The 14,798-nt window shown below is 50.3% G+C and carries 26 protein-coding genes; 1 reads left to right on the top strand and 25 read right to left on the bottom strand.

Features of this window, described 5'->3' with window-relative positions:
• The 19 genes from rpsE to rpsJ all read right to left on the bottom strand — a co-directional run bounded on the left by rpsE (nt 1) and on the right by rpsJ (nt 8,541).
• The gene (gene rpsE, locus HV340_RS20950; protein WP_003863299.1) at nt 1–501 is read right to left on the bottom strand and encodes a 30S ribosomal protein S5; all 501 of its coding nucleotides are present in this window, start codon (nt 499–501) and stop codon (nt 1–3) included.
• Between the two features lie 14 nt (nt 502–515).
• Entirely contained in the window at nt 516–869 is a 354-nt protein-coding gene (gene rplR / locus HV340_RS20955) for a 50S ribosomal protein L18 (protein WP_013099023.1), read from the bottom strand.
• 9 nt (nt 870–878) lie between these two features.
• Nucleotides 879–1,412: a 50S ribosomal protein L6 gene (rplF, locus tag HV340_RS20960; RefSeq protein WP_003863296.1), complete on the bottom strand. Its 534-nt coding sequence runs from the start codon at nt 1,410–1,412 to the stop codon at nt 879–881.
• 12 nt (nt 1,413–1,424) lie between these two features.
• On the bottom strand, nt 1,425–1,817 hold the full coding sequence (gene rpsH / locus HV340_RS20965; protein ID WP_006178918.1) for a 30S ribosomal protein S8: 393 nt from the start codon (nt 1,815–1,817) through the stop codon (nt 1,425–1,427).
• A gap of 30 nt (nt 1,818–1,847) precedes the next feature.
• Nucleotides 1,848–2,153, bottom strand: coding sequence for a 30S ribosomal protein S14 (gene rpsN / locus HV340_RS20970; RefSeq protein WP_003863291.1), 306 nt, complete (start codon nt 2,151–2,153; stop codon nt 1,848–1,850).
• Nucleotides 2,154–2,167: 14 nt separating this feature from the next.
• The gene (rplE, locus tag HV340_RS20975; RefSeq protein WP_001096206.1) at nt 2,168–2,707 is read right to left on the bottom strand and encodes a 50S ribosomal protein L5; all 540 of its coding nucleotides are present in this window, start codon (nt 2,705–2,707) and stop codon (nt 2,168–2,170) included.
• A 14-nt stretch (nt 2,708–2,721) separates the two neighbouring features.
• Nucleotides 2,722–3,036: a 50S ribosomal protein L24 gene (rplX, locus tag HV340_RS20980; protein WP_000729185.1), complete on the bottom strand. Its 315-nt coding sequence runs from the start codon at nt 3,034–3,036 to the stop codon at nt 2,722–2,724.
• 10 nt (nt 3,037–3,046) lie between these two features.
• Nucleotides 3,047–3,418 (bottom strand): 50S ribosomal protein L14, encoded by a 372-nt coding sequence (rplN, locus tag HV340_RS20985; protein ID WP_002919748.1) that lies wholly within the window; start codon nt 3,416–3,418, stop codon nt 3,047–3,049.
• 166 nt (nt 3,419–3,584) lie between these two features.
• Nucleotides 3,585–3,839, bottom strand: a complete 255-nt coding sequence (gene rpsQ, locus HV340_RS20990; RefSeq protein ID WP_008503489.1) for a 30S ribosomal protein S17 — start codon at nt 3,837–3,839, stop codon at nt 3,585–3,587.
• Nucleotides 3,839–4,030 carry a 50S ribosomal protein L29 gene (gene rpmC, locus HV340_RS20995; RefSeq protein WP_003863282.1) on the bottom strand — a complete coding sequence of 64 codons (192 nt, stop codon included), beginning with the start codon at nt 4,028–4,030 and terminating at the stop codon, nt 3,839–3,841. Before rpmC ends, rpsQ begins: the two co-directional genes overlap by 1 nt.
• On the bottom strand, nt 4,030–4,440 hold the full coding sequence (rplP, locus tag HV340_RS21000; RefSeq protein WP_002919759.1) for a 50S ribosomal protein L16: 411 nt from the start codon (nt 4,438–4,440) through the stop codon (nt 4,030–4,032). The genes rpmC and rplP overlap by 1 nt, the downstream gene beginning before the upstream one ends.
• 12 nt (nt 4,441–4,452) lie before the next feature.
• Nucleotides 4,453–5,154, bottom strand: a complete 702-nt coding sequence (gene rpsC, locus HV340_RS21005; RefSeq protein ID WP_000529945.1) for a 30S ribosomal protein S3 — start codon at nt 5,152–5,154, stop codon at nt 4,453–4,455.
• A 17-nt stretch (nt 5,155–5,171) separates the two neighbouring features.
• The gene (rplV, locus tag HV340_RS21010) at nt 5,172–5,504 is read right to left on the bottom strand and encodes a 50S ribosomal protein L22 (RefSeq protein ID WP_002919773.1); all 333 of its coding nucleotides are present in this window, start codon (nt 5,502–5,504) and stop codon (nt 5,172–5,174) included.
• Nucleotides 5,505–5,518: 14 nt separating this feature from the next.
• Nucleotides 5,519–5,797, bottom strand: coding sequence for a 30S ribosomal protein S19 (gene rpsS, locus HV340_RS21015; protein ID WP_001138117.1), 279 nt, complete (start codon nt 5,795–5,797; stop codon nt 5,519–5,521).
• A 16-nt stretch (nt 5,798–5,813) separates the two neighbouring features.
• A complete protein-coding gene (gene rplB, locus HV340_RS21020) occupies nt 5,814–6,635 on the bottom strand; it encodes a 50S ribosomal protein L2 (RefSeq protein ID WP_000301859.1) in 822 nt (273 codons plus the stop codon).
• A gap of 17 nt (nt 6,636–6,652) precedes the next feature.
• A complete protein-coding gene (gene rplW, locus HV340_RS21025; protein ID WP_000617546.1) occupies nt 6,653–6,955 on the bottom strand; it encodes a 50S ribosomal protein L23 in 303 nt (100 codons plus the stop codon).
• On the bottom strand, nt 6,952–7,557 hold the full coding sequence (gene rplD, locus HV340_RS21030; RefSeq protein ID WP_000424395.1) for a 50S ribosomal protein L4: 606 nt from the start codon (nt 7,555–7,557) through the stop codon (nt 6,952–6,954). Before rplD ends, rplW begins: the two co-directional genes overlap by 4 nt.
• 10 nt (nt 7,558–7,567) lie before the next feature.
• Nucleotides 7,568–8,197: a 50S ribosomal protein L3 gene (gene rplC, locus HV340_RS21035; protein ID WP_006178923.1), complete on the bottom strand. Its 630-nt coding sequence runs from the start codon at nt 8,195–8,197 to the stop codon at nt 7,568–7,570.
• A gap of 32 nt (nt 8,198–8,229) precedes the next feature.
• Entirely contained in the window at nt 8,230–8,541 is a 312-nt protein-coding gene (gene rpsJ / locus HV340_RS21040; protein ID WP_001181005.1) for a 30S ribosomal protein S10, read from the bottom strand.
• 379 nt (nt 8,542–8,920) lie between these two features.
• Between rpsJ and HV340_RS21045 the strand changes: the two genes are divergently transcribed.
• Complete coding sequence (locus HV340_RS21045; protein WP_032680163.1) at nt 8,921–9,394, top strand: A24 family peptidase; 474 nt, start codon at nt 8,921–8,923, stop codon at nt 9,392–9,394.
• Here the strand turns inward: HV340_RS21045 and bfr are convergent.
• The 6 genes from bfr to rpsL form a co-directional block, all read right to left on the bottom strand.
• On the bottom strand, nt 9,378–9,854 hold the full coding sequence (gene bfr, locus HV340_RS21050) for a bacterioferritin (protein WP_014171902.1): 477 nt from the start codon (nt 9,852–9,854) through the stop codon (nt 9,378–9,380). The two genes, HV340_RS21045 and bfr, sit on opposite strands and share 17 nt — an antisense overlap.
• 72 nt (nt 9,855–9,926) lie before the next feature.
• Nucleotides 9,927–10,121: a bacterioferritin-associated ferredoxin gene (bfd, locus tag HV340_RS21055; protein WP_008503493.1), complete on the bottom strand. Its 195-nt coding sequence runs from the start codon at nt 10,119–10,121 to the stop codon at nt 9,927–9,929.
• A gap of 179 nt (nt 10,122–10,300) precedes the next feature.
• Nucleotides 10,301–11,485, bottom strand: a complete 1,185-nt coding sequence (tuf, locus tag HV340_RS21060) for an elongation factor Tu (protein WP_023323999.1) — start codon at nt 11,483–11,485, stop codon at nt 10,301–10,303.
• 69 nt (nt 11,486–11,554) lie between these two features.
• The gene (gene fusA / locus HV340_RS21065; protein ID WP_014171904.1) at nt 11,555–13,669 is read right to left on the bottom strand and encodes an elongation factor G; all 2,115 of its coding nucleotides are present in this window, start codon (nt 13,667–13,669) and stop codon (nt 11,555–11,557) included.
• A 96-nt stretch (nt 13,670–13,765) separates the two neighbouring features.
• Nucleotides 13,766–14,236 (bottom strand): 30S ribosomal protein S7, encoded by a 471-nt coding sequence (rpsG, locus tag HV340_RS21070; RefSeq protein WP_003861706.1) that lies wholly within the window; start codon nt 14,234–14,236, stop codon nt 13,766–13,768.
• Nucleotides 14,237–14,332: 96 nt separating this feature from the next.
• Complete coding sequence (gene rpsL / locus HV340_RS21075) at nt 14,333–14,707, bottom strand: 30S ribosomal protein S12 (protein WP_000246815.1); 375 nt, start codon at nt 14,705–14,707, stop codon at nt 14,333–14,335.
• Nucleotides 14,708–14,798 lie beyond the last annotated feature (91 nt).

Genomic DNA, 14,798 nt, shown 5'->3' on the forward strand with positions numbered 1-14,798 from the left:
TTACCCCAGAATTTCTTCAACGGATTTACCACGCTTGGCAGCGACCATTTCTGGAGAATTCATATTTTCCAGGCCATCAATAGTTGCACGAACCACGTTAATCGGGTTGGTGGAACCGTATGCTTTAGCCAGAACGTTATGAACCCCAGCAACTTCCAGAACGGCGCGCATTGCACCACCGGCGATGATACCGGTACCTTCTGAAGCTGGCTGCATGAATACACGAGAACCCGTGTGAACACCTTTAACTGGGTGCTGCAGGGTACCGTTGTTCAGCGCGACGTTAATCATATTGCGACGGGCTTTTTCCATCGCTTTCTGGATCGCTGCTGGAACTTCACGCGCTTTACCGTAACCAAAACCAACGCGACCGTTACCATCGCCAACTACAGTCAGAGCTGTGAAGGAGAAAATACGACCACCTTTAACGGTTTTAGATACGCGGTTAACCGCGATCAGCTTTTCCTGCAGTTCGCCAGCCTGTTTTTCGATGTGAGCCATCTTACACCTCTACCTTAGAACTGAAGGCCAGCTTCACGGGCAGCATCTGCCAGTGCCTGGACACGACCATGATATTGGAACCCGGAACGGTCAAAGGAAACATTGCTGATGCCTTTTTCCAGAGCGCGTTCTGCAACAGCTTTACCTACAGCTGCAGCGGCGTCTTTGTTACCGGTGTACTTCAATTGCTCTGCAATAGCTTTTTCTACAGTAGAAGCAGCTACCAGAACTTCAGAACCGTTTGGTGCAATGACCTGTGCGTAAATATGACGCGGGGTACGATGTACCACCAGGCGAGTTGCACCCAGCTCTTTGAGCTTGCGGCGTGCGCGGGTCGCACGACGGATACGAGCAGATTTCTTATCCATAGTGTTACCTTACTTCTTCTTAGCCTCTTTGGTACGCACGACTTCGTCGGCGTAACGAACACCCTTGCCTTTATAAGGCTCAGGACGACGGTAGGCGCGCAGATCTGCTGCAACCTGACCGATCAGCTGTTTATCAGCGCCTTTCAGCACGATTTCAGTCTGGGTCGGACATTCTGCAGTGATACCGGCCGGCAGCGGATGCTCAACAGGGTGTGAGAAGCCCAGAGACAGGCCTACTGCATTCCCTTTGATAGCTGCACGATAACCTACACCAACCAGTTGAAGCTTTTTAGTGAAGCCTTCGGTAACACCAACAACCATTGAGTTCAGCAGGGCACGCGCGGTACCAGCCTGAGCCCATCCATCCACGAAACCATCACGTGGACCGAAGGTCAGAGCGTTATCTGCATGTTTAACTTCAACAGCTTTGTTGAGGGTACGAGTCAGCTCGCCGTTTTTACCTTTGATCGTAATAACCTGACCGTCGATTTTTACATCAACGCCGGCAGGAATAACGACCGGTGCTTTAGCAACACGAGACATTCTTTCCTCCGATTAGGCTACGTAGCAGATAATTTCGCCACCAAGACCAGCCTGGCGCGCTGCACGATCAGTCATAACACCTTTAGAGGTAGAAACAACTGCGATACCAAGACCAGCCATAACTTTAGGCAGCTCATCTTTTTTCTTATAGATGCGCAGACCTGGGCGGCTGACACGCTGAATGCTTTCTACAACAGCTTTACCCTGGAAATACTTGAGAGTAAGTTCCAGTTCCGGCTTGGTGTCGCCTTCAACTTTAAAATCTTCGATAAAACCTTCTTCCTTCAGCACGTTGGCAATTGCCACTTTCAGCTTGGCGGAAGGCATGGTGACCGCAACTTTGTTCGCGGCCTGACCGTTACGGATACGGGTCAGCATATCCGCGATCGGATCTTGCATGCTCATCTGTCTTTACTCCCGTGATTCAATTGGTAATTACCAGCTAGCCTTTTTCAAGCCTGGTACTTCACCGCGCATGGCGGCTTCACGCAGTTTGATACGGCTCAACCCAAACTTGCCCACATAACCATGTGGACGACCTGTTTGACGACAGCGGTTACGCTGACGAGACGGGCTGGAATCACGCGGCAGAGACTGCAGCTTGAGAACCGCATTCCAACGATCTTCGTCGGAAGCGTTCACATCAGAAATGATCGCTTTCAGTTCAGCGCGTTTAGCGAAGAATTTATCAGCTAAAGCTACGCGTTTTACTTCGCGTGCTTTCATTGATTGCTTAGCCATTCAGTAACCCTACCTTACTTGCGGAACGGGAAGTCAAAGGCAGCCAGCAGAGCACGGCCTTCTTCATCAGATTTCGCAGTAGTGGTAATGGTAATATCCAAACCACGCACGCGGTCGACTTTATCGTAGTCGATCTCTGGGAAGATGATCTGCTCACGGACACCCATGCTGTAGTTACCACGACCGTCGAAAGACTTAGCGGACAAGCCACGGAAGTCACGGATACGTGGTACAGCAATAGTGATCAGGCGCTCAAAGAACTCCCACATGCGTTCGCCACGCAGAGTTACTTTACAGCCGATCGGATAGCCCTGACGGATTTTGAAGCCTGCAACAGATTTGCGTGCTTTGGTGATCAGCGGTTTTTGACCGGAGATTGCTGTCAGGTCAGCTGCTGCGTTATCCAGCAGTTTCTTGTCAGCGATCGCTTCACCAACACCCATGTTCAGGGTGATCTTCTCGACCCGAGGGACTTGCATGACAGAATTGTAGTTAAACTCAGTCATGAGTTTGTTAACTACTTCGTCTTTGTAGTAATCATGCAGTTTCGCCATCGTACTACTCCAAATTACTTGATAGTTTCGCTGTTAGACTTGAAGAAACGGACTTTTTTCCCGTCTTCGAATCTAAAGCCTACACGGTCAGCCTTGCCGGTTGCCGCATTGAAGATTGCAACGTTAGAAACCTGAATAGCAGCTTCTTTTTCAACGATGCCGCCTGGTTGGTTCAGGGCCGGAACCGGCTTCTGATGTTTCTTAACCAGGTTGATACCTTCAACAATGACCTTGCCGGAAGACAGGACATTTTTTACTTTACCGCGTTTACCTTTATCTTTACCGGTTAACACGATAACTTCGTCATCACGACGGATTTTCGCTGCCATGATTCGCTCCTTAGAGTACTTCTGGTGCCAGAGAGATAATTTTCATGAACTTTTCAGTACGAAGTTCACGAGTTACCGGCCCAAAGATACGCGTGCCGATTGGCTGCTCACTGTTATTGTTCAAAATAACGCATGCATTACCATCGAAGCGAATGACAGAACCGTCAGGGCGACGAACACCCTTCTTGGTGCGCACCACTACCGCTTTCAGCACATCACCTTTTTTGACCTTACCACGTGGAATTGCTTCTTTGATGGTGATCTTGATGATGTCGCCTACGCCTGCGTAGCGACGGTGCGAGCCACCCAGAACCTTGATACACATTACGCGACGTGCACCGGAGTTGTCGGCGACGTTCAGCATAGTCTGTTCTTGGATCATTTTAGTGCTCCGCTAATGTCAACTACTACCTGAGACTCTAAAATCAGAGCCGTTAAAAAGCCCCATATCGAGGGCGCGGCATTATAACACCGCTTCTACAATATGGGTAGAAAAAATAAACGGCTCATCGCTGAGCCGTTTATTCGTATTGAGAATGCGTACTCTATTACAGAACCGCTTTCTCTACAACGCGAACCAGCGTCCAGGACTTAGTCTTGGACAGTGGACGGCATTCACGGATTTCAACCTTGTCGCCGATACCACATTCGTTGTTCTCGTCATGTACGTGCAGTTTGGTCGTACGTTTGATGAATTTACCGTAGATCGGGTGTTTCACAATACGTTCGATAGCTACAACGATGGATTTCTCCATTTTGTCGCTAACAACACGACCTTGCAGAGTACGGATTTTATCGGTCATTACGCACCCGCCTTCTGAGTCAGTAAAGTCTTAACGCGCGCAACATTGCGACGCACTTGCTTCAGCAGGTGAGTCTGTTGCAGCTGGCCACTTGCAGCCTGCATACGCAGGTTGAACTGCTCACGCAGCAGGTTCAGCAGCTCAGCGTTCAGCTCTTCAACGCTTTTTTCACGCAGCTCTTTTGCTTTCATTACATCACCGTCTTAGTTACAAAGGTGGTTTTGATAGGCAGTTTCGCTGCTGCCAGGCCGAAGGCTTCACGGGCCAGCTCTTCCGGAACACCGTCCATTTCATAAAGGACTTTGCCCGGTTGGATCAAGGCAACCCAGTACTCCACGTTACCTTTACCTTTACCCATACGAACTTCCAGCGGCTTCTCGGTGATCGGTTTGTCCGGGAATACACGGATCCAGATCTTACCTTGACGCTTAACTGCACGGGTCATTGCACGACGTGCTGCTTCGATCTGACGTGCAGTCAGACGACCACGGCCAACAGCTTTCAGACCGAAAGTGCCGAAGCTAACATCCGTACCCTGCGCCAGACCACGGTTGCGGCCTTTGTGCACTTTACGGAATTTTGTACGCTTTGGTTGTAACATCAGCGACGCTCCTTATTTACGGCCTTTACGCTGCTGCTTTTTAGGTTGAGCAGCCGGTTTTTCCGGTTGTTCAACAGCAGCCATACCACCCAGGATCTCACCTTTGAAGATCCATACCTTAACGCCGATTACACCGTAAGTGGTGTGCGCTTCAGAGGTGTTGTAGTCGATGTCAGCACGCAGAGTGTGCAGCGGTACGCGACCTTCGCGGTACCATTCGGTACGTGCGATTTCCGCGCCGCCCAGACGGCCGCTAACTTCAACTTTGATACCCTTAGCGCCCAGACGCATTGCGTTCTGTACAGCACGCTTCATAGCACGACGGAACATAACACGACGTTCCAGCTGTGAAGTGATGCTGTCAGCAACCAATTTAGCGTCCAGTTCAGGCTTACGAACTTCAGCGATATTGATCTGTGCAGGAACGCCAGCGATATCCGCTACGACCTTGCGCAGTTTTTCTACGTCTTCGCCTTTCTTACCGATAACGATGCCAGGACGAGCAGTGTGAATGGTTACACGAATGCTCTTAGCTGGACGCTCGATAACGATACGAGATACAGACGCTTTAGCCAGTTCCTTAGTCAGGTACTGACGTACTTTAAAATCGCTGTCCAGGTTGTCAGCGAATTCTTTGGTGTTCGCAAACCAGGTAGAGTTCCATGGTTTTACAATACCCAGGCGAATACCATTAGGATGTACTTTCTGACCCATTGCTAGTCTCCAGAGTCTCAGCGATCGGACACAACCACAGTAATGTGGCTGGTGCGCTTCAGGATGCGATCTGCACGACCTTTCGCACGCGGCATAATGCGCTTCATGCTTGGGCCTTCATCTACGAAAATTTTCGCGACTTTCAGATCGTCGATGTCAGCGCCATCGTTGTGTTCAGCGTTAGCAATGGCAGATTCCAGTACTTTCTTGACCAATACCGCAGCTTTCTTGTTGGTATAGGTCAGGATGTCCAGGGCCTGCGACACTTTCTTACCGCGAATCAGGTCAGCAACAAGGCGAACCTTCTGAGCAGAAGAACGAGCATGGCGATGTTGAGCTAAAGTTTCCATCTCTTCCTCCTACCTTATTTCTTCTTCGCTTTTTTATCAGCAGCGTGGCCGCGATAAGTACGAGTCGGTGCGAATTCACCCAGTTTGTGACCAACCATTTCGTCGGTAACAAAGACTGGAACGTGCTGACGACCATTATGGACAGCGATGGTCAAACCGATCATGTTAGGAAAGATCGTTGAACGACGGGACCAAGTGCGCAGGGGCTTCTTGTCTCCGCTTTCCACCGCTTTCTCTACCTTCTTCAGCAAGTGCAGGTCAATAAAAGGACCTTTCTTGAGAGAACGTGGCATGGCTTATCCTCTAAAATTATTTGCTACGGCGACGTACGATAAATTTATCAGTACGCTTGTTGCTGCGGGTCTTCTTACCTTTGGTCTGAACGCCCCACGGAGTTACCGGGTGCTTACCAAAGTTACGACCTTCACCACCACCATGTGGGTGGTCTACTGGGTTCATCGCAGTACCGCGAACGGTAGGACGAACACCACGCCAGCGTGCAGCACCAGCTTTACCCAGAACGCGCAGCATATGCTCAGCATTGCCAACTTCGCCCAGAGTAGCGCGGCAATCTGCTTCGACTTTACGCATTTCACCAGAACGCAGACGCAGGGTGACATAAGCACCGTCACGAGCAACGATCTGAACGTAAGTACCCGCGGAACGCGCCAGCTGACCGCCTTTACCTGGTTTCATTTCTACGTTATGAACGGTAGAACCAACCGGGATATTGCGCATCGGCAGGGTGTTGCCTGCTTTGATTGCAGCATCAACGCCAGACTGAATCTGGTCGCCAGCTTTCAGGCCTTTAGGGGCCAGGATGTAACGGCGTTCACCGTCTTTGTACAGAACCAGCGCGATGTTCGCGGAACGGTTCGGATCGTACTCAAGACGTTCAACAACTGCTGGGATACCGTCTTTGTTGCGTTTGAAGTCAACAATACGATAAGCCTGCTTGTGGCCACCACCGATGTGACGAGTGGTGATACGGCCATTGTTGTTACGACCACCGGATTTGCTGTTTTTTTCCAGCAACGGAGCAAAAGGTTTGCCCTTGTGCAGCTCAGGGTTAACCACTTTAACTACGTGGCGACGACCCGGAGATGTCGGTTTACATTTAACAACTGCCATTGTATTACTCCTCCGACTTACTCAGCGCCGCCAACGAAGTCCAGGTTCTGGCCTTCTTTAAGGGTGACGTAAGCTTTTTTCCAGTCGCTACGACGACCGATACGCTGTCCGTGACGTTTAACTTTCCCTTTAACAACCAGGGTGTTAACGACTTCGACTTCGACTTCAAACAGTTTCTGCACAGCAGCTTTGATCTCTGCTTTGGTCGCGTCTTTAGCAACTTTGAGAACGATGGTGTTTGTTTTTTCCATCGCAGTAGACGCTTTTTCAGAAACGTGCGGTGCGCGAAGCACCTTCAGCAGACGTTCTTCACGAATCATGCCAGCATCTCCTCAACTTGCTTAACAGCATCAGCAGTCATTACGACTTTGTCGAAGGCGATCAGGCTAACCGGGTCGATACCAGTCGCATCGCGTACGTCAACCTTGTGCAGGTTACGTGCGGCCAGGAACAGGTTCTCGTCCAGCTCACCGGTGATGATCAGCACATCTTCCAGAGCCATGTCTTTCAGTTTCTGTGCCAGCAGCTTAGTTTTAGGCGCTTCTACAGAGAACTTCTCGACAACGATCAGACGATCCTGACGTACCAGTTCGGACAGAATGCTTTTCAGCGCGCCGCGGTACATCTTTTTGTTAACTTTTTGACTGTGGTCCTGTGGACGCGCAGCGAAGGTCACGCCACCTGAACGCCAGATCGGGCTCTTGATAGAACCTGAACGCGCACGGCCGGTACCTTTCTGGCGCCATGGCTTTTTGCCAGAACCAGTTACTTCAGCACGAGTCTTCTGAGCACGAGTACCCTGACGAGCACCAGCTGCATAAGCAACAACAACCTGGTGAACCAGCGCTTCGTTGAAATCACGACCGAAGGTAGTTTCGGAAACAGTCAGCGCGCTCTGCGCGTCTTTCAATACTAATTCCATTGCTATCCCCTTACGCCTTCACAGCTGGTTTAACGATCAGGTCGCTACCGGTAGCACCCGGAACAGCACCCTTAACCAGCAGCAGGTTGCGCTCAGCGTCAACACGTACTACGTCCAGGCTCTGAACGGTTACACGTTCGTTACCCAGCTGACCTGCCATTTTCTTGCCTTTGAACACTTTGCCCGGAGTCTGGTTCTGACCGATAGAACCCGGAACGCGGTGAGACAAGGAGTTACCGTGAGTAGCGTCCTGGGTACGGAAGTTCCAGCGCTTAACGGTACCAGCAAAACCTTTACCTTTAGAGGTACCGGTTACGTCAACTTTTTTAACGTCAGCAAACAGCTCAACGCTAATGTCTTGACCTACGGTGAACTCTTCGCCTTCAGCAAGACGGAATTCCCACAGACCACGGCCAGCTTCAACGCCAGCTTTAGCGAAGTGACCCGCTTCTGGTTTGGTTACACGGTTAGCTTTTTTAGCACCGGTGGTAACCTGAACAGCGCGGTAGCCATCGTTAGCCAGATCTTTAACCTGAGTAACGCGGTTTGCTTCAACTTCGATTACGGTTACTGGGATAGAAACGCCATCTTCAGTGAAGATGCGGGTCATTCCCACTTTTTTACCGACTAAACCAATCATTGTTTCAACCTCTCAATCGCTCGATGACCTGATTAACCCAGGCTGATCTGCACGTCTACACCGGCAGCCAGATCCAGACGCATCAGAGCATCAACGGTTTTCTCAGTTGGCTCAACGATGTCAACCAGACGCTTGTGAGTGCGGATTTCGTACTGATCACGCGCATCTTTGTTAACGTGCGGAGAGATCAGAACGGTAAAGCGCTCTTTGCGGGTCGGCAGCGGGATCGGACCACGGACTTGCGCACCAGTGCGCTTAGCAGTCTCGACGATTTCCGCGGTTGATTGATCGATCAGACGATGATCAAACGCTTTAAGGCGGATACGGATTCTTTGGTTCTGCATGAGACCAGAGCTCCAATTATTTTATAAACGAAAATGATTACTCCTCAAACCCATTACGATTGATGGGAGAGTGTAACCGTTCTTACGTAGCTCCCCGATTGGGAGCATTGTTGAGTAACAAAATTAGCTACTCCGGTTCAGATTGAACCCGCCGTCAACTACGACAAGCCCGCGCATTATACGTAAATCTGAGCAAGACGCAAGTGCCGTTTAGAAATTAAGCGCCAAAGACATGCGATGCGTAGGGCATTCCATTATTTGCAGCAACCTGTCTGCTTTCATCTCTTCTTATGAACCCCTCACGCAATTCCTGTGTACGGACATTGCTGGCCTTGCATCATGAGAAGAGTATGCACCAAACATCTTTGAGGCTTTGCGTATGCTGACTCCCCTCCCCTTTCTGCTCGTTTACTTCGCACTCTCCGGTTTACTGGTACGTGAAGATATTCGTGCCGGCCTTCTCCCGGATAAATACCTCTGTCCCCTCTTATGGACCGGCCTGCTCTTCCAGCGTTGCCTTCATCCTGACTTTCTTTCGAACGCAGTGACTGGCGCGATGGCAGGGTATGTGAGCTTTGCGATTATCTACTGGGGCTACCGGCTTCTGACTGGACGTGAAGGGATGGGCTATGGCGACGTGAAATATCTTTCGGCACTGGGGGCGTGGCACGGTTGGCACATATTGCCCGCACTGGTGTTAACCGCCGCATTGGTGGCGCTTCTTTACCAGCTCATTCTCTCTTTACCGGCTCCTGATAAACAGGCATTAAAAAACCCACTGCCTTTTGGGCCATTTCTGGCGGCAGCGGGTTTAAGCGTTGGCTGGCAGACACTGTTTAGTCAGCCACTTTAATCTGGGATTGAAGATAATTCTGCAGACCAATTTTACTGATGAGATCCAGCTCAGTTTCAAGCCAGTCAATGTGCCCTTCTTCATCGGCCAGAATCTGGATCATCATATCGCGGCTGACGTAGTCATGAACACTGTCCGCATAGGCAATGGCTTCGCGGAGATCTTTTGCGCCTTCAAGCTCGAGCCTGAGGTCGGATCGTAGCATCTCTTCAACATCTTCACCGATGCCGAGTTTGCCGAGATCCTGCAGGTTAGGAATGCCTTCAAGGAATAAAATACGCTCGATGTATTTATCGGCATGTTTCATCTCATCGATGGATTCGTGGTATTCAACATCGTTGAGGCGCATCAGGCCCCAGTTTTTGAACATTCTCGCATGGAGAAAATACTGATTGATCGCGACAAGCTCATTTCCCAATAATTTATTGAGATAACTTATGATTTTAACATCACCTTTCATTATATAGTCCCTCCGCTTCCACTCATTGAAGCGTAGATCGGGCTACAGGGATGTCAAAAAAAAGATGGGCGCTTACGCAATCTCTTTGTATTCCGGGATCTGCATCAATTCGTCCTGCATGATCTCACGTGCAGCACGTACACATTTACCGCATTGATTTCCCACTGGAACAAATTTGCGAAGCTGCTGGAAGGACTGTGGCTGAAACTGGCGAACGGCCTGACGTATTTTTTTGTCACTTACACCATTACATAAACAAACGTACATAAAGACTCCCGTTCAAAATATGCGCAAAGTGTAAGTGAGAATGGTTATGATTACAATAGCACAAACACCCGTATACGGGGCGGGAGAGGACGAAAAATGCGAAAATTTGTGACAGACACATAACGGCAGAAAACAAAAAAGGACGCCGAAGCGTCCTTTTTTAATTCAGGGATAAGTAATTAGCCCAGAACTTTAGCAACCACGCCCGCGCCAACGGTACGGCCGCCTTCACGGATTGCGAAACGCAGACCGTCGTCCATCGCGATTGGGTGGATCAGAGTCACAACCATCTTGATGTTGTCGCCTGGCATTACCATCTCAACGCCTTCTGGCAGCTCGATGGTACCGGTCACGTCAGTTGTACGGAAGTAGAACTGTGGACGGTAGCCTTTGAAGAACGGAGTATGACGGCCGCCTTCGTCTTTGGACAGGATATACACTTCAGATTCGAACTTGGTGTGTGGCTTGATTGAGCCTGGCTTAGCCAGTACCTGACCACGTTCGATTTCTTCACGTTTGATACCACGCAGCAGAACACCTACGTTCTCACCAGCACGGCCTTCGTCCAGCAGTTTGCGGAACATTTCAACGCCAGTACAGGTAGACTTAGCAGTCTCTTTGATACCAACGATTTCAACTTCTTCGCCAACTTTGATGATACCGCGCTCAACACGACCGGTAACAACGGTACCACGACCGGAGATGGAGAATACGTCTTCGATTGGCAGCAGGAACGGCTTGTCGATCGCACGCTCTGGTTCTGGGATGTAAGAATCCAGGAAGCCAGCCAGTTCGATGATTTTCGCTTCCCACTCAGCGTCGCCTTCCAGCGCTTTCAGCGCGGAACCACGAACGATTGGAGTGTCGTCGCCTGGGAAATCGTACTGAGACAGCAGTTCACGAACTTCCATCTCTACCAGTTCCAGCAGCTCTTCGTCATCAACCATGTCACATTTGTTCAGGAACACGATGATGTAAGGAACGCCTACCTGACGACCCAGCAGGATGTGCTCACGAGTCTGAGGCATTGGGCCGTCAGTCGCAGCAACAACCAGGATCGCGCCGTCCATCTGCGCAGCACCGGTGATCATGTTTTTAACATAGTCGGCGTGGCCTGGGCAGTCTACGTGTGCGTAGTGGCGAGTCGGGGTGTCATATTCAACGTGAGAAGTGTTGATGGTGATACCACGCGCTTTTTCTTCTGGTGCGTTATCGATCTGGTCGAATGCACGAGCAGCACCGCCGTAGGTTTTAGCCAGAACGGTAGTGATTGCAGCGGTCAGGGTAGTTTTACCATGGTCAACGTGGCCGATAGTACCAACGTTGACGTGCGGTTTTGTACGTTCAAATTTTTCTTTAGACACGGCTATATTCCTTACTATAGTGCTCTCCCCTTCGGAGAGAGCACGGGACTTAGGTTTTAATCCTGTGGATTACTTACCACGGGCTTCGATAACGGCCTGAGCAACGTTGTTAGGCGCATCATCATACTTCAGGAATTCCATGGTGTATGATGCACGACCTTTGGTCAGAGAACGCAGCTGAGTTGCATATCCGAACATTTCAGACAGCGGAACTTCAGCATGGATCTTAACGCCAGTTACTTCGGATTCCTGACCGCGCAGCATACCGCGACGACGGCTCAAGTCACCGATAACGTCACCGGTGTTCTCTTCAGGAGTCTCTACTTCAACCTTCATGATTGGCTCAAGCAGAACTGGTTTTGCTTTCTTAAAGCCTTCTTTAAAGGCAATAGACGCAGCCAGTTTAAACGCCAGTTCAGAGGAGTCAACGTCGTGGTAAGAACCGAAGTGCAGACGGACACCCATGTCAACAACCGGATAGCCAGCCAGAGGGCCCGCTTTCAGCTGTTCCTGGATACCTTTATCAACGGCTGGGATGTATTCGCCAGGAATTACACCACCTTTGATGTCGTTGATGAACTCGTAACCTTTAGGGTTAGAGCCCGGCTCCAGTGGGTACATGTCGATCACAACGTGACCGTACTGACCGCGACCACCAGACTGCTTAGCGTGTTTACCTTCAACATCGGTAACTTTCGCACGAATCGCTTCGCGGTAAGCAACCTGAGGTTTACCCACGTTCGCTTCAACGTTGAATTCACGCTTCATACGGTCAACGATGATGTCCAGGTGCAGTTCACCCATACCAGCGATGATGGTCTGGTTAGATTCTTCATCAGTCCATACGCGGAATGATGGGTCTTCTTTCGCCAGACGGCCCAGAGCCAGACCCATTTTTTCCTGGTCAGCTTTGGTTTTTGGTTCAACCGCGATGGAGATTACCGGCTCAGGGAATTCCATACGCTCCAGAATGATCGGGTGATCCGGGTCACACAGGGTGTCACCAGTAGTCACGTCTTTCAGACCGATTGCTGCAGCGATGTCGCCCGCACGAACTTCTTTGATCTCTTCACGTTTGTTAGCGTGCATCTGTACGATACGGCCAAAACGTTCACGCGCCGTTTTCACGGAGTTCAGGATGGTGTCACCGGAGTTAACCACACCAGAGTAAACGCGGAAGAAGGTCAGGTTACCCACGAATGGGTCGGTAGCAATTTTGAACGCCAGTGCAGAGAACGGCTCTTCGTCGCTTGCGTGACGTTCAGCCGGAGTATCTTTACCGTCGTCCAGGATGCCGTTGATCGCAGGAACGTCAACCGGGGATGGCAGGTAATCAATTACCGCATCCAGCATCGCCTGAACACCTTTGTTCTTGAATGCAGAACCACAGGTTACCAGGATGATTTCGTTGTTCAGAACACGCTGACGCAGAGCTTTTTTGATCTCTTCTTCAGTCAGTTCTTCACCACCCAGGTATTTCTCCATCAGCTCTTCAGAAGCTTCAGCAGCGGATTCGATCAGGTTCTGGTGCCATTCGTCAGCCAGGTCCTGCATCTCAGCTGGGATATCTTCGTATTCGAAGGTAACGCCCTGGTCTGCATCGTTCCAGTTGATGGCTTTCATTTTCACCAGGTCGATAACGCCGGTGAAGCCTTCTTCAGCACCAATTGCCAGCTGCAGCGGAACAGGGTTCGCGCCCAGACGGGATTTGATCTGACCAACAACTTTCAGGAAGTTAGCACCCATACGGTCCATTTTGTTAACGAACGCGATGCGTGGAACTTTATATTTGTTCGCCTGACGCCATACGGTCTCAGACTGTGGCTGAACACCACCAACTGCGCAATAAACCATTACCGCGCCGTCAAGAACACGCATGGAACGTTCTACTTCGATGGTGAAGTCAACGTGCCCTGGGGTGTCGATGATGTTAACGCGATGCGGTTCGTACTGCTTAGCCATACCTGACCAGAATGCAGTAGTCGCTGCGGAGGTGATAGTAATACCACGCTCCTGCTCCTGTTCCATCCAGTCCATGGTGGCTGCGCCGTCATGAACTTCACCGATTTTATGGTTTACACCGGTGTAGAACAGAATACGTTCGGTAGTAGTGGTCTTACCGGCGTCGATGTGCGCACTGATACCAATGTTACGGTAACGTGCGATGGGTGTTGTACGAGCCATTTGATTCCTCGTTTGTTTCTTTAGGCGTTCAGTTAAGTAACCCAGGACGGGCAGCTTCGCTGAAGCGCCCGCCTGGTGACTAATACTCCGAAGGGATTACCAACGGTAGTGTGCGAACGCCTTGTTGGCTTCTGCCATACGGTGAACGTCTTCACGTTTCTTAACTGCAGTACCTTTGTTTTCTGCAGCATCAGAAAGTTCGTTCGCCAGACGCAGAGCCATGGATTTATCACCGCGTTTACGAGCAGCTTCAACGATCCAACGCATTGCCAGAGCATTACGACGAACCGGACGAACTTCAACTGGAACCTGATAAGTAGAACCACCAACGCGGCGAGACTTAACTTCTACAGTCGGGCGCACGTTGTCGAGAGCGACTTCGAAAGCTTCCAGTTCATTTTTACCAGAGCGCTGAGCCAGGGTCTCCAGCGCGCTGTATACGATTGCTTCTGCAGTAGATTTTTTACCATCTACCATCAGGATATTTACAAATTTTGCCAGCAGTTCTGATCCGAATTTCGGATCTGGAAGAATTTTACGCTGACCAATGACGCGACGACGTGGCATGGGAATACTCCGTTGTTAATTCAGGATTGTCCAAAACTCTACGAGTTTAGTTTGACATTAAGATAAATCAGTTTGGCCTTACTTAACGGAGAACCATTAAGCCTTAGGACGCTTCACGCCGTACTTGGAGCGAGCCTGCTTACGGTCTTTAACACCTGAGCAGTCCAGCGCACCACGAACGGTGTGGTAACGAACACCCGGAAGGTCTTTAACACGACCGCCACGGATCAGGATCACGGAGTGCTCCTGCAGGTTGTGACCTTCACCACCGATGTAGGAAGTCACTTCGAAACCGTTAGTCAAACGCACACGGCATACTTTACGCAGTGCGGAGTTTGGTTTTTTAGGAGTGGTGGTATATACACGAGTACATACGCCACGTTTCTGCGGGCAGGCTTCCAGTGCAGGCACGTTGCTTTTTGCAACTTTGCGCGCACGTGGTTTGCGTACCAGCTGGTTAACTGTTGCCATTAAATAGCTCCTGGTTTTAGCTTTTGCTTCGTAAACACGTAATAAAACGACCTCATACAATATGAGGACGCGAAATTTTAGGGCTACGTCG

Origin of the sequence: Enterobacter sp. RHBSTW-00975 (assembly GCF_013615235.1) — a bacterium.
Lineage (GTDB): Bacteria > Pseudomonadota > Gammaproteobacteria > Enterobacterales > Enterobacteriaceae > Enterobacter > Enterobacter ludwigii.

Excerpts from the sequence above, each read along its gene's own strand:
- rpsE (WP_003863299.1), bottom strand. The coding sequence starts at position 501 with ATGGCTCACATCGAAAAACAGGCTGGCGAACTGCAGGAAAAGCTGATC.
- rplR (WP_013099023.1), bottom strand. The coding sequence starts at position 869 with ATGGATAAGAAATCTGCTCGTATCCGTCGTGCGACCCGCGCACGCCGC.
- rplF (WP_003863296.1), bottom strand. The coding sequence starts at position 1,412 with ATGTCTCGTGTTGCTAAAGCACCGGTCGTTATTCCTGCCGGCGTTGAT.
- rpsH (WP_006178918.1), bottom strand. The coding sequence starts at position 1,817 with ATGAGCATGCAAGATCCGATCGCGGATATGCTGACCCGTATCCGTAAC.
- rpsN (WP_003863291.1), bottom strand. The coding sequence starts at position 2,153 with ATGGCTAAGCAATCAATGAAAGCACGCGAAGTAAAACGCGTAGCTTTA.
- rplE (WP_001096206.1), bottom strand. The coding sequence starts at position 2,707 with ATGGCGAAACTGCATGATTACTACAAAGACGAAGTAGTTAACAAACTC.
- rplX (WP_000729185.1), bottom strand. The coding sequence starts at position 3,036 with ATGGCAGCGAAAATCCGTCGTGATGACGAAGTTATCGTGTTAACCGGT.
- rplN (WP_002919748.1), bottom strand. The coding sequence starts at position 3,418 with ATGATCCAAGAACAGACTATGCTGAACGTCGCCGACAACTCCGGTGCA.
- rpsQ (WP_008503489.1), bottom strand. The coding sequence starts at position 3,839 with ATGACCGATAAAATCCGTACTCTGCAAGGTCGTGTTGTTAGCGACAAA.
- rpmC (WP_003863282.1), bottom strand. The coding sequence starts at position 4,030 with ATGAAAGCAAAAGAGCTGCGTGAAAAAAGCGTTGAAGAGCTGAACGCT.
- rplP (WP_002919759.1), bottom strand. The coding sequence starts at position 4,440 with ATGTTACAACCAAAGCGTACAAAATTCCGTAAAGTGCACAAAGGCCGC.
- rpsC (WP_000529945.1), bottom strand. The coding sequence starts at position 5,154 with ATGGGTCAGAAAGTACATCCTAATGGTATTCGCCTGGGTATTGTAAAA.
- rplV (WP_002919773.1), bottom strand. The coding sequence starts at position 5,504 with ATGGAAACTTTAGCTCAACATCGCCATGCTCGTTCTTCTGCTCAGAAG.
- rpsS (WP_001138117.1), bottom strand. The coding sequence starts at position 5,797 with ATGCCACGTTCTCTCAAGAAAGGTCCTTTTATTGACCTGCACTTGCTG.
- rplB (WP_000301859.1), bottom strand. The coding sequence starts at position 6,635 with ATGGCAGTTGTTAAATGTAAACCGACATCTCCGGGTCGTCGCCACGTA.
- rplW (WP_000617546.1), bottom strand. The coding sequence starts at position 6,955 with ATGATTCGTGAAGAACGTCTGCTGAAGGTGCTTCGCGCACCGCACGTT.
- rplD (WP_000424395.1), bottom strand. The coding sequence starts at position 7,557 with ATGGAATTAGTATTGAAAGACGCGCAGAGCGCGCTGACTGTTTCCGAA.
- rplC (WP_006178923.1), bottom strand. The coding sequence starts at position 8,197 with ATGATTGGTTTAGTCGGTAAAAAAGTGGGAATGACCCGCATCTTCACT.
- rpsJ (WP_001181005.1), bottom strand. The coding sequence starts at position 8,541 with ATGCAGAACCAAAGAATCCGTATCCGCCTTAAAGCGTTTGATCATCGT.
- HV340_RS21045 (WP_032680163.1), top strand. The coding sequence starts at position 8,921 with ATGCTGACTCCCCTCCCCTTTCTGCTCGTTTACTTCGCACTCTCCGGT.
- bfr (WP_014171902.1), bottom strand. The coding sequence starts at position 9,854 with ATGAAAGGTGATGTTAAAATCATAAGTTATCTCAATAAATTATTGGGA.
- bfd (WP_008503493.1), bottom strand. The coding sequence starts at position 10,121 with ATGTACGTTTGTTTATGTAATGGTGTAAGTGACAAAAAAATACGTCAG.
- fusA (WP_014171904.1), bottom strand. The coding sequence starts at position 13,669 with ATGGCTCGTACAACACCCATCGCACGTTACCGTAACATTGGTATCAGT.
- rpsG (WP_003861706.1), bottom strand. The coding sequence starts at position 14,236 with ATGCCACGTCGTCGCGTCATTGGTCAGCGTAAAATTCTTCCAGATCCG.
- rpsL (WP_000246815.1), bottom strand. The coding sequence starts at position 14,707 with ATGGCAACAGTTAACCAGCTGGTACGCAAACCACGTGCGCGCAAAGTT.